We start from the raw sequence: 21,181 nt of genomic DNA on the forward strand, positions 1-21,181 counted from the left end.
TATCAATCTCGGCGTCTTTAAAGCGATAGTGCTTATAAAGAGGCAATAGAGATTTTCTGTGCGATTAGCTTCTCTTTTGCACTTAAGCATGTCGCTAAGCGTTCACGCTCTTTAGCAACAACCGCTTCTGGCGCACGGCTAACAAAGCCATCGTTAGATAATTTGCTGTCTAAAGTTGTGATATCTTTTTCTACTTTTTCAAGCTCTTTATCTAAACGTGCAAGCTCTGCATCTTTATCGATAAAGCCTGCCATTGGGATCAGCAATTCTGCACCGTTGACCAGTTTGTTTACTGATAATGGCGCTTCTTCACCTTCTGCTAATGGACGGATATCGGCTAAACGACCCATTGCTTTTAAGAAACCAATATTGTCACTAACGCGACGTTTCGCATTGTCATCGGCACCACGTAAGATTACTTCAAGTGGTTTACCCGGAGCAATATTCATTTCAGCACGGATATTACGAACCGCAACGATAACTTCTTTGATCCACTCCAGATCGTTCAGTGCTTGTTCGTCCACCAGTGAAGCATCGAACTCAGGGAAAGCTTGTAGCATGATGGTTTCACCTTCAATGCCTTTAACTTCCTTCACACGTTGCCAGATTGTCTCTGTGATAAATGGAATAATTGGATGAGCAAGACGCAGTAAGCCTTCTAACACTTCAATCAGTGTATGACGTGCTGCGCGTTTTTGTGCATCATTACCTTTGTGTACCGCAGGTTTTGATAGCTCAAGATACCAGTCACAGAATTGGTTCCAAGTGAACTCATATAAAATACCAGCAGCGATATCGAAACGATAGTTATCTAACGCTTCACGATAGGCTTTAACGGTATTGTTAAATTCAGCTAAGATCCAGCGGTCAGCCAGTGAGAATGTCATCTCACCACCTTGGTAGCCACAATCTTGATCTTCAGTATTCATCAGAACAAAGCGGCTTGCGTTCCACAGCTTGTTACAGAAGTTACGGTAACCAGACAGGCGTTTCATATCCCAGTTAATATCGCGACCTGTTGAAGCTAATGCCGCTAAGGTAAAGCGCAGAGCATCTGTACCGTGTGCTTCAATCCCTTCTGGGAACTCTTTGCTAGTACGTTTAGCAATTTTTTCAGCCATTTGTGGCTGCATCATATTGCCAGTACGTTTTTCTAACAGGTTCTCTAATGAAATACCGTCGATCATATCCAGAGGATCAAGTACGTTACCTTTGGATTTTGACATTTTCTGGCCTTCTTCATCACGAATAAGACCTGTCATATAAACCGTATTAAATGGAACTTGCGGTTTACCGTCTTCATCTTTGATAAAGTGCATGGTCATCATGATCATGCGAGCGATCCAGAAGAAAATGATATCGAATCCACTGACTAATACATTCGTTGGATGGAATGTTTTTAGTGCTTCAGTGTTTTCAGGCCAGCCTAATGTTGAGAATGTCCACAGTGCAGATGAGAACCATGTATCCAGTACGTCGTCATCTTGGCGTAATGCGACATCAGCGGCGATATTGTTTTCACGACGAACTTCTTCTTCATCACGACCAACATAAACGTTGCCTTGGTTGTCATACCAAGCAGGGATACGGTGACCCCACCACAGTTGACGAGAAATACACCAATCTTGGATATCATTCATCCATGAGAAGTACATGTTTTCGTACTGTTTTGGTACAAATTGGATCTCACCATTTTTAACAGCTTCAACGGCTGGTTTCGCTAAAGGTGCTGCACGAACATACCATTGGTCTGTTAATAAAGGTTCGATAACCACGCCACCACGGTCGCCATAAGGTACGGTTAAATCGTGAGGCTTGATCTCTTCTAATAAACCTAAACGTTCAAATTCAGCGACCATTGCTTTACGTGCAGCGAAGCGTTCCATACCTTGGTAGGCTTCTGGAATTTCAGTGCTGTAAACGTCAGATTCAACACCATTGGTGTCTAATACTTCTGCGCTAACACGGATATTGCCATCAAAATCCATGATATTAATCATTGGTAATTGATGACGACGTCCAACTTCATAGTCATTAAAGTCGTGAGCAGGGGTGATTTTTACGCAACCCGTCCCTTTCTCCATATCCGCGTGTTCGTCCGCTAAAATAGGGATACGGCGGTTAACGATTGGTAGAATAATTTCTTTACCAATTAAATCTTTATAGCGAGGATCTTCAGGGTTAACAGCAACACCGGTATCACCTAACATGGTTTCAGGACGTGTTGTTGCAACAATCAGGTAATCTTTACCTTCTGCTGTTTTTGCCCCATCCGCTAAAGGATAACGTAGGTGCCACATTGAACCTTTAACTTCACGGTTTTCAACTTCAAGATCAGAAATCGCCGTGTGTAATTTAGGGTCCCAGTTTACAAGGCGTTTACCACGGTAGATGAGATCTTCTTTATGTAAGCGAACAAAAGCTTCTTTAACTGCTTTAGATAAGCCTTCATCCATTGTGAAACGTTCACGTTCCCAATCAACAGAGTTACCTAAACGACGCATTTGGTTAGAAATGTTACCGCCTGATTCTGCTTTCCATTCCCAAATTTTGTCGATAAATGCATCACGACCATAGTCATGACGATTTTTACCTTCTTCAGCTGCGATTTTACGCTCAACGACCATTTGAGTCGCGATACCCGCATGGTCAGTACCTGACTGCCATAAGGTGTTTTTACCTTGCATGCGCTGATAACGGATCATGGTATCCATAATGGTCTGCTGGAAAGCATGGCCCATATGTAGGCTACCTGTGACGTTTGGTGGTGGGATCACGATACAGAAGCTTTCTTTCGTTGTATCGCCATTGGCTTTAAAGTAGCCGTTTTTTTCCCAATGCTGATACAGAGGTTGTTCAATCTCTGCTGGATTATATGTTGTGTCGAGCGATGGCTCTTTCGGTGCGGATTTATTTTCCATATTCTTTACGTATTCAATAGGTTGGCGGCGTAGCCATTGTCAAAGTAAAGCCGACGCTACGATAAATTTTATATCGTTCACGCGCCAACTGTTTCAATTGTTCATCAATAGGTACAAAGTCTATCACTTCATGGAAAGCTGTGGCAAAGTCTACGAATTGCAATTGCAAATTAATCAAGAGATCACGAGGTGCATTACCACGTTTTCCAGGCCAACATAGTTCAACAGGAGAACCATAACGAGGGCCTTCACCTGCTAGATTATGAGGAACAAACTGATGAGGTTCTCTTGCCCATAATGCCTCATCAAGCAATTCAGCTTGAGCCTGAGACTCACAAACCAACAAGATACGTTTGCCTAATCGCCAATGTTCAGCGGTAAGTTGACAGGCAAGCCACTCATGAGCCTGTAAATCATCGTGTATTGATGGGTGTTCCATTAAATAAAACGTGGCGTTTTTCATGATATCCCGATAACAGAAGGGTATTGCGTTGCAATACCCTTCTTGGAGTCTGCTCTATTTACCATAATAATAGGGTAATACCTTAACCCTGATAATTATGCGGTATTAATCGTCGCTATTCAAACCCGCGCGATTAAGTAAGAACTGAGACAATAAAGAAACAGGACGGCCTGTTGCGCCTTTTGCTTTGCCAGAACGCCATGCGGTACCTGCAATATCCAAGTGAGCCCAGTTATATTTAGTCGCAAAACGCGCTAAGAAACAACCGGCAGTAATTGCGCCACCTAAACGGCCACCTGTATTCGCTAAGTCAGCAAAATTAGATTCGATTTGTTCATAGAACTCATCGCCTAATGGTAAACGCCAAGCGCGATCACCTGCTTGCTCTGATGCATTCATTAATTCATGTGCTAACGGGTTATGATTAGACATTAATCCGCTGTAGTGATGCCCTAAAGCCACCATACAAGCACCTGTTAATGTGGCGATATCGACAACTAATTCAGGCTCAAAGCGCTCAACATAAGTTAACGTATCACACAGCACTAAACGACCTTCAGCATCAGTATTTAATACTTCAACAGTTTGGCCTGACATGGTTGTTAAAATATCACCAGGGCGATACGCTTTTCCACCCGGCATGTTTTCACAACCTGCAAGTACGCCAATAACGTTGATTGGCAACTGGAGTTCAGCCACAACACGCATCACACCATAAACGGTTGCTGCACCACACATGTCGTATTTCATTTCATCCATGCCATCAGCAGGTTTGATAGAAATACCGCCCGAGTCAAATGTCAGCCCTTTACCTACTAATACGATTGGGCGAGCTTCAGGATCTTTATTGCCTTTATATTCGATAATCGACATTAACGATTCATTTTGAGAGCCCTGACCTACCGCAAGGTAAGCATTCATATTGAGCTCTTTCATTTGCTCTTCGCCAATAACACGCGTAGAAACATTTGAAGATGAGTCTGCTAATTGACGAGCTTGGGACGCCAAATAAGCGGCATTACAGATATTTGGTGGCATGTTAGCTAAATCTTTACATGCTTTAATACCTGATGCGATAGCTAAACCGTGTGCAATTGCGCGTTCACCACTTGGTAGTTCACGACGAGTAGGTACATTAAAGACCATTTTACGTAATGGACGACGTAATTCTGTTTTATTGCTTTTCAGTTGATCAAAGGTATAGAGGCAGTCTTTTGCAGTCTCAACCGCTTGACGCACTTTCCAGTAATTATTACGACCTTTAACATGTAACTCAGTCAGAAAGCATACGGCTTCCATCGAGCCAGTTTCGTTGAGTGTGTTAATGGTTTTTTGAATGATCTGTTTATACTGGCGTTCATCCAATTCACGCTCTTTACCGCAACCAATCAGTAAAACGCGCTCAGAGAGAACATTTGGTACATGATGTAACAGCAATGATTGTCCGACTTTGCCTTCCAGTTCACCTCTGCGTAACAGGGCGCTGATATAGCCATCACTGATTTTATCAAGTTGCTCCGCGATCGGAGATAAACGACGAGGCTCAAACACCCCCACGATAATACAAGCGCTGCGTTGTTTCTCTGGGCTGCCGCTTTTTACATTAAACTCCATGCGTTCTCCTGAATATTAAAGACAAAAACGGAAAGTATCGTTTAGAATAGTGATCCGCATTAATCTACCCCATAGAAAGTTTACTTTTTATGTTAAGCTAAATGCATTAATTGAACACAACTAATTTAGCTAACTTATAAGCTTGTTCTTATTGGGAACCTGTTTATAGCATGTTTTGATATCATTTGGGCTGCAAGAATGTCTAACTGAGATGCACAAATGATAGATATACAACGAAGTTAGCGATTTTCCTGCAAAAAGACAAGTTTTCACAGGCATAACTAGCGTGATTATAATTCGATATTTAGCTCGGGAAACCCTTAAAAGTCAGATAGCCATCTTATTTATTCTGATGCTTATCTTCTTTAGCCAGAAACTGGTTGAAATTTTAGGGGCTGCTGTTGAAGGTAACATTCCTACAAACCTCGTGATTTCTCTGCTGTGGCTGGGAATTCCTGAGATGGCACAGCTTATTCTTCCATTAAGCCTTTTTCTTGGGCTTCTGATGACTTACAGCAAACTTTATGTTGAAAGTGAGATAACCGTCATGAATGCGTGCGGAATAGGTAAGAAAGCATTAGTGCAAGCTGCACTGTTGCTCTCATTACTGACCAGCGCATTAGCCGCAGGAAATGTCATTTGGCTTATTCCTTGGTCTTCGGTGCATCAAGAGCAAGTCCTTGAGGATGCTAAAGCAAACCCAAGTTTAGCGGCATTGATGGAAGGGCAATTTAAAATGTCCAGTGACCGCAATATGGTGCTCTATCTTGGTAGTGTAAAAGGAAACCAATTCCAAGATGTGTTCCTTGCACAGTTGCGTCCAACACAAGATCAGCGTCCTTCTGTCGTGGTGGCAGATAAAGGTTATACCAAAGAGTTACCTAACGGGAATCAGATAGTCGTATTAAGTGAGGGAACTCGCTATGAAGGTACGGCGGTATTGCGTGATTTTCGTATTACCGATTTTAATGACTACCAAGCCGTTATTGGGCACCGTGAATCTACCATTAGCAGTAATCGTGTAGAGCAAAAAACGATGACTGAGCTTTGGCATTCTAATGAAACAGAATCTATCGCTGAATTCCATTGGCGCTTAACCTTGATTTTTTCTGTCGTCATTATGGCTGTGATGGTCGTACCTTTAAGTGAGGTAAACCCACGCCAAGGTCGCGTATTAAGTATGCTGCCTGCCATGCTGCTTTATCTGGTGTTCTTCTTACTACAAAGTTCATTGCACTCTAATGGTGAAAAAGGAAAATTGGACCCTCTCATTGCAATGTGGAGTGTTAATGGTGTTTATCTTGCCTTGGCTATCTTATTGAATGTTTGGGATACCTTGCCTATGCGTAAATTCCGTGCTCGCTTTAAGAAAGGAGTTGCCTGATGTTTGGTGTATTAGATAGATATATCGGGCGTACTATTTTACAGTCAATTTTGATGACACTATTTTTGCTGGTTTCACTATCCGGCATTATCAAATTTGTCGATCAACTCCGTAAAGTAGGGCAAGGGGATTTCACCACACTGGATGCGGGTATTTATGCCATTTTAAATATCCTTAAAGATGTGCAGATTTTCTTCCCTATGGCGGCATTATTGGGGGCGTTATTAGGATTAGGCGCATTAGCAACACGTAGTGAGCTGGTGGTGATGCAAGCGTCAGGATTCACCCGTTTGCAAATTGCAGGCTCTGTGATGAAAACCGCTATTCCATTAGTATTGTTAACAGTACTCATTGGTGAATGGGGCGCACCACAAGGTGAACAATACGCACGTAACTATCGCGCTGAAAAAATCATGGGTAACTCTTTAGTTTCTACCAACCGCGGTATGTGGGCTAAAGATGGCAACCAATTTATTCATATCAACCGAATAAAGAGCCAAAATGAGATGCAAGGCATCACACTCTATGATTTTAATAATGATAGAAAACTAGAAACGGTACGCTATGCATCAAGTGCAACCTACGATGTGAATAAAAAAACGTGGATGTTAAAGCAAGTTGAGCAGTCAGATTTAACTAATCCACAAAAAATCACAGGTAAAAAACAGGTATCACTGGAGTGGCCAACACGACTAACGCCAGAAAAACTAAGTGTTGTGGCGTTAGATCCGGATGCATTATCAATCAGTGGACTCTATCAATACGTTAAATATCTAAAACAGAGTGGGCAAGAATCAGCAAACTATGAGCTGAATTTCTGGAAAAAAATCTTTGCTCCAATCTCTGTTGCAGTAATGATGTTGATGGCGTTGTCATTTATTTTTGGTCCATTACGTACAGTACCAATGGGATTAAGAGTCTTAACGGGTATCTCTTTTGGCTTCTTATTTTATATCGTCAATGAGGTTTCAGGACGATTAAGCTTGGTTTATGGCATACCCGCAGTGATTGCAGCATTAGTGCCAGGAATACTCTTCCTAACATTAAGTTTATGGTTATTGATGAAGCGTAATCGCTAAGTAATATCAGCCAAGAAAAACAAAAGCGCCTTACAAGGCGCTTTTTTTATCGCTATTGGATATGCGATCACTGATAAAAATCTTTTGCTAGAGCACGAACAAACGCATTAGTACCCTGAGTCACTTCACTAAATTTGGTGCCGTTAGGTTTACGGGTGATCACCACAAACACACCGATATTCAATTCAGGAATGGTTGCCATATAAGTATTAAAGCCACCACCGCCCCCAGTTTTTTGGTAAATCGCTGGAACACCATTGGCTGGAGCCATATAAACCCATCCTAAACCCACGCCATCAGCACGACCTGCAACGTCCATTCCTTCTATTGAAGAGAGTCGATTACGAGGAAAGTAGACAGATTGCTCTTTACTTGCGGTTGCTTTTCGCATGGCATTATGAGAAGTCAAAAAGCCTTGCATCCAGCGTTGCATATCTGCTGGTGTTGAGTACACACCACCACTTCCAGCTGCTGCAATAGTGTCAGAGCATGGACTTGGTTTATATCCTACTAATAGCCGCTGGCATTGTTCTGGGGTCGGCGTCAATGTGGTATTAGTCATACCCGCAGGTCGAGTAACATATTGTTGTAAAAGTTGAGGATAACTTTTACCCGATGCTTTCACTAAGGCATCCGCTAATAGATCGTAAGCTAGATTTGAATAAGCGGCTTGATCCCCTGCGGTTGATGTCAGGGTTGCTTTTTTCAACCAGTTCCAACGGTCGCCATGTGTTGGCCATATAAAAACAGGTCTTCCCCATTTTCCGCCGGGTTGTTCTCGTGGAAAGCCACTAGTATGGCTTGCTAAATGATAAAGACGGATAGGGGATTGAGAGCTGACTAATGGGATATTTACGCCATAGTAACTGTATTTTTGCAGTGGATCGGTGACTAATAATTTTCCATCATCTTGTAACTTTAACATTACTTCACTGGTCATCAGCTTTGTGATAGAAGCGATACGGATCAGTGAGTTCATTGATGGTGCATTGCGACTTTCAGGTGTTGTCGTCCCAAAAGAACGATTTAAGGTTTGAGAGTTATTGATCATGACAATAACCATACCTTGAGGATTACTCTTTTGATAAATCTGTGAAGCGTATTTATCAAACAGCGCACTTGCATTACTTACATTAGGACTTAATACCGTAGGCCATTGCGTCAGTTCAGGCACATTGTTCTGTTGATTTAACATAGAAGGTTGTGTCGCTGGTGGTAATGGCGAACGTTGGCTACACGCATTCAATGTCAGTAAAGCGACGGGGATCATAAGATACTTTAGAAAATGTTTTTTCATTTTTACTTTCAACAGAAGTCAGTGAGGTGAAAGGAATGCGATCAACATAAAATTGTTTATGTTTTAATTTGGTGCCTTTCTTATCGCGCTATTTTTTCTTTATCATTTTTAATACGGCACCTAAGATAATACCAACAAATATACCCGTTATAATCCAGCCAACAATGCCCATAACACCGCCTTCTAATCAGTTTTAAACCAAATTTTGATTATATTATCAGAAATAAGAATGTCTATCAGTGCAAGAGCCAGTTATCAAAAAGTTGGCATTAAATGTGTCAAATTGTCTCTAAGAAAAAGATAGTGAAGAAAAATTGCATCATAAAAAGATATTTTCCTCATATTTCTCCTCTAAAAATGAGGTAAGTATTACCGTTAAGTTACAATCTCCCTCGGTTTACCTTAGTTTTTAACCCTATTATTAGCTTTTCTTTATTATTAAGTTAGGATATGTATATCAAGAAAATGTTAATGAATGGTGTTATGGTCTTTTGATTATTGTTTTTGTGGTTTATTATTCCAATATTTGTTGTTTTTTATCTTTATGTTGAAGCTTTATAAAGATAATATAAGAGTGTGTCATATTTTGTAATAATTTACTGATTGTGGGATTGTGAAATTAAATTTATTATAGCTTCATCAAGTCGAGAGACTGAGAATATAAGAGTTACAGAGCAAAGATAACACAGCAATAATAGAGTGAAGTAATAAGAAGGCATATTATAAAATAGCCTCTTCAATAATAATTTATATATTAGTAGTAATATTTCAACACCATTATATTAAATAGCAGTACCTTCGTTAAAGCAGTAAATAAGTACCTTTATATTAGATAGCAGTACCTTCGTTAAAGCAGTAAATAAGTACCTTTATATTAGATAGCAGTGCCTTCGTTAAAGCAGTAAATAAGTACCTTTATATTAGATAGCAGTACCTTCGTTAAAGCAGTAAATAAGTACCTTTATATTAGATAGTTGTGCCTTCGTTAAAGCAGTAAATAAGTACCTTTATATTAGATAACAGTACCTTCGTTAAAGCAGTAAATAAGTGCCTTTGTGTTAAATAGTAATTTCCTATGTAGTAGTAAGAAGTACCTTGTTAAAGTAGTAAATCCTTATATCAATAATATGTAGTATAGATAAAGAAGTACATTATATTAATAAAACATAACCACCTTCTTCCTCACACCAGGGAAGAAAAGGGCAGTGACACTATAAAAATAACTTATAGTCATTAAAATAAAATTAAGCCCTCTATTAGCAGTACTGTCGGATCAAAACACTAACCCAAGTTTTGATCCTTTTTTTTATTCACCGTTATATATTTTAAAATATATCGATTGGTTAAAATAGTTTTAATAAATTTATGTAATGATGGTGTGATATTTAAAATAAAAAATAAGAGGTAAGAAAGTATAAATAAAATAATGACTAAATTTAAATACAAGAACGACGAGATAATTGATTTATCGATACAACGTGATTAAAGCATTAACGATAGGTACTTTGATGTAACCTATAAATGGTGTTTTATGATAACAACAAACCTCAAATGCACTTTTTTTCGCCAATCAAACTGAAAACTAACAATAATTGTTGCGAGGGTTGTTCACGCAAGTATAATGGGCAGGTTTTCCAGACACACTTCAGTGCCGGAGTGGCGAAATTGGTAGACGCAGTTGATTCAAAATCAACCGCCTTCGGGTGTGCCGGTTCGAGTCCGGCCTTCGGCACCATAAGAACATCAAGAGACGTCAACGGACGTCTTTTTTTGTATCTGAAATCCCAGTTTTACAAGGCTTTTTCCCACTTTTCAGTCTTCCCAAGTATACTAAGGTCAACCCACATCAAGTACCTGCTGTTGGTATATGTGTTGGTATCTCTCGATTCGATAATAGTTTGTACCAACGCAAGGAGATAAATTATGGCTCTTACTGATGCTAAAGTCAGGGCTGCTAAACCTTTGGATAAATCGTATAAATTGACCGATGGTGATGGTATGCACTTGATGGTACATACCAACGGCTCAAAATATTGGCGTTTACAGTATCGTTTTGGCGGTAAGCAAAAAATGTTAGCTCTGGGTGTTTACCCTGATATTTCACTCGCAGAAGCCAGAGAGAAAAGAGATGCCGCCAGAAAGTTAATTGCTAATGGTTTTGATCCAAGTGAAAAACGCAAAGAAGTGAAAGAAGAGCAGCAAAAAGAATTTAATACATTCGAGAAGGTTGCACGTGATTGGCATGCAACCAATAAGAAATGGTCGGAAGGGCATAGCCATAGAGTCCTCAAAAGCCTTGAGGACAATATCTTTGCGGCTATTGGTAAACGCAATATTACCGAACTAAAAACTCGTGATCTACTCGAACCTATTAAAGCGGTAGAGATGTCTGGACGTCTTGAGGTCGCTGCACGTTTACAACAACGTGTGACAGCTATTATGCGTTATGCCGTACAAAGCGGTTTAATCGACTATAACCCTGCACAAGATATGGCTGGCGCAGTTGCGACAGGCAAACGAGTTCATAGAGCGGCATTAGAGCTTAAACGCCTACCTGAGTTCTTACAACGCATCGATGATTATAAGGGAAGACCTTTAACTAAACTTGCAGTCAAACTTACCTTGTTAGTCTTCATTCGTTCCAGTGAGCTGCGCTTTGCTCGTTGGGATGAAATCGATTTTGAAAATGCCATGTGGACGATCCCTGCGGAACGCGAAGCGATAGAAGGGGTTAAACACTCACATCGCGGATCAAAAATGCGTACTACTCACTTAGTCCCTTTAAGTCGACAAGCTATTGAGATCTTAAAACAGATCTATCAATTCAGTGGTAACCATGAGTTGATCTTTATTGGCGATCATAATCCAAGAAAACCAATGAGTGAGAACACGGTAAACAACGCATTACGTGTGATGGGTTATGATACTAAGACAGAAGTGTGTGGTCATGGTTTCAGAACGATGGCGTGTAGTTCGTTGATTGAGTCGGGTCTATGGTCGAAGGATGCAGTAGAAAGGCAAATGAGCCACCAAGAGCGCAACTCAGTGAGGGCTGCTTATATTCATAAGGCTGAACATATTGAGGAAAGGCGACTGATGGTGCAATGGTGGGCTGATTATCTGGATGCGAATAGGACGAAGGAGATTTCACCTTTTAGTTTTGCTAAATCGGGTAATCTTGTCCACTCCCCATTAAAGATAATTTAAATTAGGTTATTGAGTTGTTGGGGTATAAAGGAAGGCTAACAGGGCATGGCTTCCGCCACAGGATGAGCACAATTTTGCATGAGAAAGGATATAACTCTGCATAGATTGAAATCCAGCTTGTTCATATCGATAAGAATGCGATCCGTGGCACGTATAATCATGCTCAGTATATGGATGGACGCAGGGAAATGATGCAGTGGCATGCGGATTATATGGATAAGTTGGAAGTGTCCACTTTATTGGGAGCAACTGGAACACTCTAATCAAAGTTGTTTCAAATAAAGAAAAGTTAACAAGGGAAATTAATAGCCACCTTTACGTTTAGACGTAAAGGTGGCTATTTTTATTATTTTATAAAGCATGAATAGAATAGTTATTTTGAGAACATAACTCTATCAATTTCCCAGTAGTCAAGAAGGCAAAAGAGAATACTTCGAAGATTAGAACTAGCTGTTTTATGTGATAGGAAATCACGAGACATTGCTAAGTGCTCAAACTCTTTAGCCACAGAAAATAATGTCATAGCTACATCATTTTTCGAAAAGAAATCACCTAGTATAGTTGTATTCAATTGAGATAATTGATTTTCAACATTGAGTCTTACTTGCTGGGATATGGCTAAGCCATCGTTGGCATGTTCTTCTACAAGTCGCATTGAAATATCTAGTATTTTTTTCATACCAGAACTTCCTCTAGAACCATAAGTAAATCCATCTTTGATCAAAATATTACGTTCAGGTTGATCTAGGAAAGATAATTCTTTCATACAATAATCTATTGAAATAGAGATGAAAGAGCAGATCAAGTAAAGGCATCGCAGCGCTGTTTCGTGTTGTATTTCTTGAGTTATAGATTGTTCTGCAAAAAATTTTCCGTGGGAAATCCATTCATTACAGCTATCAAAAGATAGTGGTTTTGCTAATAGGCCCTTTGAAGATAAAATTCGCCCTCGCCAGTTTCCATCTAATTTACTTAACGAATAATCATCTATTTTTGTAAAAAATTCTTCATCTGAAAGTCTATTAATATTTGGACTATCTGAATTAGCAAGTTTTGTTAAAAAATTACCATCAAGAACTAGCACATCAAGTTTCCTACCAAAATCTTTTACTTCTTGACGTCTATCTGTTGTTGCTACAATTGCATTTGTAGCTTTTGTTGCAATACGTAATCCCTGAACCCAAAAAATTCGTTCAATTGCTTGAGGTGTTTTTTTATTTTTTGCATCAACTAAAGTAATTTCTCGAGAAACAGAGGACGTCCTGCTATACAGCCATAAATCGATATCTGTAACATCAAACCCTTCATAGCTGAATGGTACACCGCGAATAACGTAGTACCCAGCTTTAATGAAATAACTACGAAGTAGTTCTTCCATCATGAATCCTTTTGGTAATGTGTGTTTATATTTACTCATAAGCCACCTCCAGTCCGAAGGACAGATAGCATATCATTGGTCGCTTTAGGGCTTAATCTTCTTTGAGTTCTTCGGGTTAATTCTCTATTTTGTTCAGGCCCATTGAAAGATGTTACTGCTGCGGTGGGAAAGTTTTTTAATGAATGTTCACTTACATCACCTTGCCTTATTACTTGAAGGGCTAACTCTCCAACCTCAATTTTAAGGAGCTCAAGCATAGGGCCTGTACGTCCTTTTTTTGATCCTTGACTAACTTTAACTACACCTTTTAATTCAAGAAGCTTATAGTCCTCTGAAATTGCTTGAACGGGGCCAACACTTTCACCTCGTACTAAAGCACTTAATAAAGCATCAACCATTTGAATTTTTCCACGGGTATAAGAACTTTTAGTCATACCATATGTTATTGAGCTAACAAATGCTTTAGCAAGATCAAATGCATCATCAACCATAGAGTTACTATATTTAGAAAATGCAGAAGGTAGCGTAATAAATCCTATATTTTCAGTTGAATTACTGACAACACTTATATCAAACAAACCGATAGCAGTAACTTTTTGAAATAATTGAGTGCCAAGAAAATTCTCAGCTTGCTCAACATTGAGACATGCTTGCTTTTTTAATGTATCTTGGAGTTCATTTAATTTTATTTGCTCATCTGGTTTAAGTGAGTCAAGGACAGCCTTTATTTTTTTTGTTGAATCTCGGCGAAATAGATTACCATTGAATAGCAAGGTGTTGTTATTATCTAGCTTTTCAGAATCAACAAAACCAATTTGTTCGGCATTTGTAAATAGTTGGTTTAATTCCTCCGATGCTAGTTTATATGTATCTGCTAATTCCGTAGCAACATCCTTTATAAAAATAGGTGACATTGAAGCTCTTTCTGCAAGCGAAATAGATGCTATTTCGCTTGCTTTTGGTTTTAAGCTATCAAAAAGGTCAGATGTGTGTTGAAGTGCAGATGTAGTTGTTACACCTAATACAGCAATACCACCAGTAGCTGTATCTATAAGTTGTTGTTTCTTTAATACATCAATAAGTTTGGGAAGTTCAAATGATAAATTGATGTTTGCAGCCGTAGCTAACACGGATAACTTATTGTTATCTAAGGTTGTATCTTTATTTGCAGAAATTGCAGATAATAATATTCCTGCTTTCCCTGCCAAATATGTATTATCATAACCAAATTGGTTGGTAACACCTTGTAATTTATTAGTATGATGTATCAACCACGATCCTTTAATTTTCTTATCCATTTTTTTTCCTTAAGAGATTAAATTTAATTTAACTCATTGATATACAATTTAATTTAGATTGAAATAGGAATGGGAATAGGCAGTCGTGGCTGTATTTCGATTAATTTTGTATTGGATTTAAGGATATCATTAAAAATATCTGGTGTTTTAGGTGCTTCGAGAGATACTATAAAAGCATATTTAATAATTGCTGCTTTAGAACCAGATATCTGATCACCTCCATCTCTTGCCATGTAATGGATTTCAAAACACGGATCATTGAGACTACTTCCTAACTTTCCTTTTTCTTCATGCAAAACAGACTCCCATTTTCCAGCATCCGAACGTAATTCAGCTTCAGTCGCAACTGTTTTCTGTTTAAAAAATGTATCTGTTTTATCAGGTGTTGGTCGCCATGTAATTTCTATACCTGCTTTTGTATACATAGATGTGTCTTGAGGATCAACTGGACTAGAAAAACAGCAGGTTGCCTTAATTTTTACCTTTCCAGTTATTCCATTTTTCGGTATTGGTAATGGAACCCTAAGATATTTGCCAGGGTAGAGTTCGCCTTGATATAGAATTTTAGCGGTACCATCTGGAGACTCGACAATTTGACTAATTGAATTGGGTATTTTCCCCCAACCAACTTCTGTTTTTTCATGCGTTGATTGATCTGCTGAATTAATCAGTAGAGCTTTAATTGCTAGTGTCGATATTTCATACCCTAAAATTGCACGTATACCAACAGCATATCGTAGGAGATAAGGTGCTGAAAAACTTGTTCCACAAATAGGTGTTAACTTTCCAAAATCAATAGAGCTTGGTATATGGAAATATTGTTTTGGTGTCCCACCAAAAGTAACTAGATCAGGTTTTACTAAACCAGGAGATCGGCCAGGACCAACTGCGCTATAAGATGCTCGTTTCCATCCTGAATCAACTTGATCAATGGCTCCTACGGAAAGAGCATTTACACAGTCAGACGGAACCTGAACCCGATCTAAGCCTAATGAATTGTTACTGTTACCATTATTTCCTGCTGCGATTGTCAGAAACGTTTCACCATCAGATAAATAAGTATCAATTAATGAGGTCCATGGATGAATTTCATCATCATCAATAGGTAGATCAGGCCCTAAACTTAGATTCATGAATTCATATTGTCTAGATAATAATATGTCTTCTAGGTGTGAAAGTGTTCTATAAAGTTCATATGGGTCTTCTTCTGCAGTTTTTTCGTCTAAAACCCTATAGTGATCGACATATGAAAATGGTCTGGGTGCTTCTTCATCAGGCCAAAGAGGACCAAAAAGAAAAGCTGAAGTTACACCTAAACCGTGTGATGGTCCATCAGGCAAATCATTTGCTGATGGATCAGAAAGATTATAGTTTGATACCCATGGCTCTAATACATGTCTATCAGGAAGTCCACCATCAAGAATGGCTACTCGAATATCAGAAGCGTAGGGATGTACGTTTGGTAGATTTACATCAGCTCCTATACTCATACCTCTAGTTAAAGGTCTAAAAGATCGCATTGAAGGTAATGGACGGATAACTCTTACAAATGAAAAGGCTGCAAGAGTTATCAATTTATTATCATCTCCAGCCATAGGAACAAACCAAAGATTGGAAACTTCAATAGCTAGGTTTTCTTTAGGTTGAAAGCCCAATTCTATTGCATAATTGATGAACGCATTTTTTATAAACTCTGAGTTCCCACCAGGAATTAGTTGTAGGCCAACTTCCCAATATCCATCATAGGCAGCAGGGTTCGCTTTTATCTTTTCGCGTTCATCAACTGTTGCTATACTCCAAATACGAAAAAGATCTGATGCGCCAGGGCTATCTTCTGAAGATAAAGATATACTTTTGGTAAATTCAGCTAGTCGCTCCCGTTTTCCTGCAACAAATATTTGAGTTGTAGGGGATTCTTTTGGTTTTCCGACTCTAGTCCACCGATCTGGTAATACATTTGTACTTTTGCTACCAACCGAACGAACTCCCATCTCTTTAAATAATGCCCTTGGGAAATGTCCTTTTGCAATGTATGAGGGATGTAACGTAATTGCGCTCACTGCAAAGTCTTTCGGGCATATATCAGTACCTAGTGTACTTAACTCTTTAGCTGTTTTTTCGAATTGTGGTTTCAGCCGAGCAATGACCTCCTCAAATGTATAAATAGGGTCTACACTAGGATTTATCCTTGGTGGTGGTTTTAATGATGTTAACTCTTCTGCTTTACCGATAATATAATTTTTTTTCTCACTCACTTTGATTCTCCTTACCCATGAGTCTCTTGCGAATAGTATCTCTACTTACATTGGTAACTTTTGATGCTTTTTGCTGCGTAAATCCAAATTGACTTACTAGTTTTACCGCGAAATTAATTTTTTCAGTTTTAGTTTTTGCATTTAAATCAAAATTAATCTGAGAAATAAAGTTGGAATCAAAATCATCCGGTTGAAGTAAATATAGTCTACGTAAATGAAGTATCTCACGCTTTATATTACTGTAGGATTGCCCGTAAAAATTTTCTTTTAATAACTCTAACCATGGCTCTAATACTTTAAAATCTTTACCGGAATATAAACGGATAGCTTCACTAACTTGCTTATTATTGGGTAATGAAAACGTAATTTCACAGTCAAAACGACGCCATAAGGCAGGATCTATTAGCTCTGGATAATTTGTAGCTGCGACGAGTAACCCTGTAGCAGGCCAGTCTTCGAGTTCTTGAAGCATAATGGTTACAAGTCTTTTTAGTTCGCCAACATCAGATTCATCTGTACGTTTTTTTGCAATAGCGTCTATTTCATCAAGTAAAAGTATCGATGGGTGAGATTTAGCATAATCAATTACATTCCTAAGGTTGTTTCCTGTTTTACCCAAAAAACTACTCATTACTGTTGTTAAATCAAGTGTATATAAAGGAATATTTAGTCTTGATGATAACCATTGCGCAGTCATTGTTTTTCCAACTCCCGGAGGACCACTAAAAATAAGTGATTTTGTGGGCGTTAAACCATTTCTAGTAAGTAAGTCAATTTTTTTTCTTTCGAGAAGAACTTGTTCTAGTTGCTTTTTTACCGATTCTTGTAAAAGGGGTTCGTCGCGATTGTTGATGTCTACCTGTTCTTTAAGGAGATTCAAAGGAATGGCGGGTTTATCATCAGTTTCATTTATCGGAAGATCGAATGAGTGGGTCTCTTTTCTCATTATTTGATGAGACCTAACTGGCTGAGTTTTTAGTAACTCTTCAATTTGTTTAGCTAGTAAAGGGTTACTCTTTCTGAGTGAGCGAATATGTTTGGCTAAGTAAAGCCTTAAGTCTTTATCCTTACCCTCGAGAGCTAGTTTGATAACGCTGACTAAATCTAGTTCCATTATAACACCATTGTCAGTTTGATTTGTAATTAATTGATTTTTAATAAATAAAACAAACCAATAACTATGACTAGTTTTTCATTAAAAAAACATTATAGCCTTTTCGCATGATAAATCTAGATGTGCTGTGTTTTTTTACAGTGTGAAAATTGTTAGTTCCATTTCTTGAGTCAACAATTATAGAAGTGATATGATTTTTTGACTGAATAGCTGATTAAATTTTATAGGTTAGCAAACAATACATACTCATCGATGATCCTAGTTAGGCCCCTGTTCTTCATCGGCCTGCCAATGATCCATTCCACCAGCTGTTCTTCAGTTCTCATCTTTAGGGCATTCAGCCAATCATCTAAAGGAAAACCCAGCATCAAATCATACAAGTACAGCCACATCACTTTATGGCGTAGATCAGGTTCATTAAACTGCTTGAATAGGCTAATCAGTTTATTAGCAAATGAAAGTTGTCCAAGGCGAACGCATTCGCTGAGAAGAATCCCCCTCTAACATGGGTTGATAACGTAGCAGACGGTTATCAACCATTAACTCACATCCATATCAGACTGTACTGATAATGGCTCAGGGAACGTTCTACCGTCGATTAAACGGTACAGGCATAGCGGGTGTGCTGTCGGTGCCAGGAAAGCGTATATCTGCTAGCATCCGCTGGACTATATAGGGATGTTAGATGCCGTGATTGATAGTGAATTTAGTAAAGCCATTTAGCTTGTATTGATAACGGCGTAGCTATGCCTCATGAGAGTCATGATACTTTTTCATTGTTAGGTTTCCGGTGTGATTTAAGTGTTGATGCTATCAGCGCAGAAAGGGTAGCGGTACGATGGTTACGCTCTGGACTCGGCAATACGTGCTTGTAACCAATTTTCAACTTCGCTCTTTAACCAGCGAGAGCTACGACCCAGCTTTATAGGCTTTGGAAACTCTCCATCTTGGATCAATTTATAAAACCACTTGTCTGTTAGTCCCGTTAAACGGGTTATAAATTTCATATCAACAAATTGGTCATCTAATAAGGGAATCGCTTGAGTACTCATTATTGAACTCCTGTCTTTAAAGTTAAAAGGCAGAAGGGATATCGATAAATGTTTAGGGATATCTCTCTTCCAAAAGATATCCCCCTCATGTTTTTTATTGGTAGATTAACGGCTGCATCCAAAAGAACGCTCGCCATCACCATAATATTTTGTATGCTCTTTGGCTAAGTAACTACAACGCTGGTTTAATTCGAATATCGTACTTTCATTGTTGGTATTATTGTTATCTAGCCAAGTAACTGCATTGTCTGGGATATGAACTAAATAACGCTTGTCAGGGAAGTTAACATCTATAGCACTACACCATGCTTGTTGTATGAATACATAGAGCGTCCCTTCGGTTTTAATAAAGTCGCCAAGACCCCAATAGACATCTTTATTTAATAGCAAAAGTACATGGTAGTGTTTTTTGTTTTTTATCTCACCAAACTCTCTGACCCATACATAAAACAAAGGGCATGAATGGTTACGCTTCCATATTTTATTTTTACGTTTTAGGTCAGCATTTATTTTTGCTTTTAACGATTCAAAAAATCGGGTGATGGCATTGGAGTCACTTAAGTGAAGTATATCCGATGAAGGAAAGCGCAAGTCCACTCGAATAGCAGTAACTCGATTATAGGTTAAGAGTGATTTACGGATGGTGTGGTTTATCTTTTGAATGTAATGCTCGTTGTAGGTGTTTCTAGACATGATTGATACCTTTGGTTGGTTTTATTTTCATATCTATAATGGATGTTGTTAAAAATAAGAATTCATCACTTTAGAAAAATGATGAGCATATGAATTAGTGAGTCAGTGACAGGGTAATGATTAATGTTCTAGGTGTAGTTATGGGATAGGTTTTCTTTATTAAGATAATACTATACCAACACGGCAAGGCTCTTCTCTATCTCATCATCGATGACCGTGACAGAGCGCTTTTGAACAAAGGTGAACTGATACTTTTTCAAGTAGATCAACTCTGATATTAATTTATCTAAAGATTATCCTTCATTCTAACTATAATTTTACTATTATAGTGATATTTAGCACGTAAATCCTGTTTCTTACATGATACAAGGTAACTATAAATGCTACGTAAAATACTACGTTAATTGCTAGGTAAGGATAAAATTTTATGATAAAAATTGACGATGATTACTTAGGTTACAGGCAGATATATGCAATAGAGTTTTATTTGTTAAAAAATAAAATCGTAATAGATCAAAACTTTAATATTGGTCATTTCACTGATAATAGAAAAGGAAAGTCTAATCGTGATCTGTTAGATGAAATAAAATTGTATATGTCAGAAAGAAATACTTTTTTAAATTTTGAAAATTGCTTGTCTTGTTATAAAGAAAATTTAATTGAAATTGGAAAAATAAAATCTTTAAAGAGTGAACGGATTTTACTTATAGTAATGAATTATTTAATGATATTTTATAATGAAAAACTAAAAGAGAATGAAAATAATCACCAAATAATGACAATGAGTAGTTATTCTCCATTTGACCTTGATGAGATGATAGGGAACGATTCTTTATTAAAATATGTAATTTGTTTTATTGACTATATTTGTATGATGGTGAGTAAAAGCAATTTTGAATTTTTGTTTTTGGATTTTTTAAATAAAAGTATGTCATATGTTAATAAATATAAAGATGTATTTTCATTTATTAATAAAACCGATGATTCATTAGATTGGTTGATTAAGAGAATGGTGAAAGAAGATGTGGAGATTTCTCGCGACATAGCTCTTTTGATAAGGAATGAAAAATGGAAGGTAATTAACTCTTGCTTTGATTACTGGGCAATCACTTCAAATCCTAAACACGTGGATTATTTTCTTTCCAGAACAAGAAAAGCATGGAGTCAAAAGAAATTCCGTGATGGCGTTAAAGGTAAAGAGGTATTGAATACCTATATATCTAAAGAATCAAAGTTAAAATTAAAAAAAATAGCAAAGCTTCATAATAAAAATATTAATGAAATTATTGAAGCTATGATTGATCAAATTGACTTACCAGAGGAACCATTAAAAAAGCTAATATTGACAGCTAAAAAGGCAAATTAAAAAAACTACAGATATATATTATTAACTTGAATAGCCACAATGATTTTTCAAGGATGTAAT

At 38.0% G+C, this 21,181-nt stretch carries 14 protein-coding genes, 1 tRNA gene and 1 pseudogene; 6 read left to right on the forward strand and 10 right to left on the reverse strand.

The genetic code is table 11. The features are described from left to right. Positions 1–32: 32 nt before the first annotated feature. The 3 genes from D7029_RS01670 to pepA form a co-directional block, all read right to left on the reverse strand. A complete protein-coding gene (locus tag D7029_RS01670; protein WP_194951671.1) occupies positions 33–2,921 on the reverse strand; it encodes a valine--tRNA ligase in 2,889 nt (962 codons plus the stop codon). Positions 2,922–2,934: 13 nt separating this feature from the next. Continuing rightward, positions 2,935–3,384, reverse strand: a complete 450-nt coding sequence (locus D7029_RS01675) for a DNA polymerase III subunit chi (RefSeq protein ID WP_194951672.1) — start codon at positions 3,382–3,384, stop codon at positions 2,935–2,937. 105 nt (positions 3,385–3,489) lie between these two features. Further along, entirely contained in the window at positions 3,490–4,998 is a 1,509-nt protein-coding gene (pepA, locus tag D7029_RS01680) for a leucyl aminopeptidase (RefSeq protein ID WP_088493953.1), read from the reverse strand. Positions 4,999–5,284: 286 nt separating this feature from the next. Here pepA and lptF point away from each other — a divergent pair, with 286 nt between their 5' ends. Both lptF and lptG read left to right on the forward strand, forming a co-directional pair. After that, positions 5,285–6,382 (forward strand): LPS export ABC transporter permease LptF, encoded by a 1,098-nt coding sequence (gene lptF, locus D7029_RS01685; protein ID WP_088493952.1) that lies wholly within the window; start codon positions 5,285–5,287, stop codon positions 6,380–6,382. After that, on the forward strand, positions 6,382–7,461 hold the full coding sequence (gene lptG / locus D7029_RS01690; protein ID WP_194951673.1) for an LPS export ABC transporter permease LptG: 1,080 nt from the start codon (positions 6,382–6,384) through the stop codon (positions 7,459–7,461). The genes lptF and lptG overlap by 1 nt, the downstream gene beginning before the upstream one ends. Positions 7,462–7,528: 67 nt before the next feature. Here lptG and ampH read toward each other — a convergent pair whose 3' ends face one another. Next, on the reverse strand, positions 7,529–8,758 hold the full coding sequence (gene ampH / locus D7029_RS01695; RefSeq protein ID WP_194951674.1) for a D-alanyl-D-alanine-carboxypeptidase/endopeptidase AmpH: 1,230 nt from the start codon (positions 8,756–8,758) through the stop codon (positions 7,529–7,531). Between the two features lie 1,650 nt (positions 8,759–10,408). Between ampH and D7029_RS01700 the strand changes: the two genes are divergently transcribed. The 3 genes and pseudogenes from D7029_RS01700 to D7029_RS01710 all read left to right on the forward strand — a co-directional run. Then, positions 10,409–10,493: transfer RNA gene (locus tag D7029_RS01700), tRNA-Leu, on the forward strand. A gap of 188 nt (positions 10,494–10,681) precedes the next feature. Further along, on the forward strand, positions 10,682–11,965 hold the full coding sequence (locus D7029_RS01705; RefSeq protein WP_161779071.1) for a tyrosine-type recombinase/integrase: 1,284 nt from the start codon (positions 10,682–10,684) through the stop codon (positions 11,963–11,965). 5 nt (positions 11,966–11,970) lie between these two features. Then, positions 11,971–12,228: pseudogene (locus D7029_RS01710) on the forward strand (tyrosine-type recombinase/integrase); the annotation flags it as partial. 110 nt (positions 12,229–12,338) lie between these two features. On the opposite strand, the gene D7029_RS01715 reads toward D7029_RS01710, so the two are convergent. The 6 genes from D7029_RS01715 to D7029_RS01740 form a co-directional block, all read right to left on the reverse strand. Beyond that, a complete protein-coding gene (locus D7029_RS01715) occupies positions 12,339–13,382 on the reverse strand; it encodes a hypothetical protein (RefSeq protein WP_161779070.1) in 1,044 nt (347 codons plus the stop codon). Continuing rightward, on the reverse strand, positions 13,379–14,641 hold the full coding sequence (locus tag D7029_RS01720; RefSeq protein ID WP_161779069.1) for a hypothetical protein: 1,263 nt from the start codon (positions 14,639–14,641) through the stop codon (positions 13,379–13,381). Before D7029_RS01720 ends, D7029_RS01715 begins: the two co-directional genes overlap by 4 nt. Positions 14,642–14,694: 53 nt before the next feature. After that, positions 14,695–16,896, reverse strand: coding sequence for a S8 family peptidase (locus tag D7029_RS01725; protein ID WP_194951675.1), 2,202 nt, complete (start codon positions 16,894–16,896; stop codon positions 14,695–14,697). Continuing rightward, complete coding sequence (locus D7029_RS01730; RefSeq protein WP_161779067.1) at positions 16,889–18,010, reverse strand: AAA family ATPase; 1,122 nt, start codon at positions 18,008–18,010, stop codon at positions 16,889–16,891. The genes D7029_RS01725 and D7029_RS01730 overlap by 8 nt, the downstream gene beginning before the upstream one ends. Before the next feature lie 842 nt (positions 18,011–18,852). Continuing rightward, positions 18,853–19,062 (reverse strand): helix-turn-helix transcriptional regulator, encoded by a 210-nt coding sequence (locus D7029_RS01735; protein WP_066749988.1) that lies wholly within the window; start codon positions 19,060–19,062, stop codon positions 18,853–18,855. A gap of 105 nt (positions 19,063–19,167) precedes the next feature. Then, complete coding sequence (locus D7029_RS01740) at positions 19,168–19,755, reverse strand: inovirus Gp2 family protein (protein WP_161779066.1); 588 nt, start codon at positions 19,753–19,755, stop codon at positions 19,168–19,170. A 427-nt stretch (positions 19,756–20,182) separates the two neighbouring features. Here D7029_RS01740 and D7029_RS01745 point away from each other — a divergent pair, with 427 nt between their 5' ends. After that, complete coding sequence (locus tag D7029_RS01745) at positions 20,183–21,121, forward strand: hypothetical protein (protein ID WP_194951676.1); 939 nt, start codon at positions 20,183–20,185, stop codon at positions 21,119–21,121. Positions 21,122–21,181 lie beyond the last annotated feature (60 nt).

The organism is Proteus vulgaris (assembly GCF_016647575.1).
GTDB classification, from domain to species: domain Bacteria; phylum Pseudomonadota; class Gammaproteobacteria; order Enterobacterales; family Enterobacteriaceae; genus Proteus; species Proteus mirabilis_B.

Bases quoted from the DNA above. Each gene is read 5' to 3' on its own strand.
- pepA (WP_088493953.1), bottom strand. From the start codon at position 4,998: ATGGAGTTTAATGTAAAAAGCGGCAGCCCAGAGAAACAACGCAGCGCT.
- D7029_RS01745 (WP_194951676.1), top strand. From the start codon at position 20,183: ATGATAAAAATTGACGATGATTACTTAGGTTACAGGCAGATATATGCA.
- D7029_RS01735 (WP_066749988.1), bottom strand. From the start codon at position 19,062: ATGAGTACTCAAGCGATTCCCTTATTAGATGACCAATTTGTTGATATG.
- D7029_RS01670 (WP_194951671.1), bottom strand. From the start codon at position 2,921: ATGGAAAATAAATCCGCACCGAAAGAGCCATCGCTCGACACAACATAT.
- lptG (WP_194951673.1), top strand. From the start codon at position 6,382: ATGTTTGGTGTATTAGATAGATATATCGGGCGTACTATTTTACAGTCA.
- ampH (WP_194951674.1), bottom strand. From the start codon at position 8,758: ATGAAAAAACATTTTCTAAAGTATCTTATGATCCCCGTCGCTTTACTG.
- D7029_RS01730 (WP_161779067.1), bottom strand. From the start codon at position 18,010: ATGGAACTAGATTTAGTCAGCGTTATCAAACTAGCTCTCGAGGGTAAG.
- D7029_RS01675 (WP_194951672.1), bottom strand. From the start codon at position 3,384: ATGAAAAACGCCACGTTTTATTTAATGGAACACCCATCAATACACGAT.
- D7029_RS01720 (WP_161779069.1), bottom strand. From the start codon at position 14,641: ATGGATAAGAAAATTAAAGGATCGTGGTTGATACATCATACTAATAAA.
- D7029_RS01705 (WP_161779071.1), top strand. From the start codon at position 10,682: ATGGCTCTTACTGATGCTAAAGTCAGGGCTGCTAAACCTTTGGATAAA.
- D7029_RS01740 (WP_161779066.1), bottom strand. From the start codon at position 19,755: ATGTCTAGAAACACCTACAACGAGCATTACATTCAAAAGATAAACCAC.
- D7029_RS01715 (WP_161779070.1), bottom strand. From the start codon at position 13,382: ATGAGTAAATATAAACACACATTACCAAAAGGATTCATGATGGAAGAA.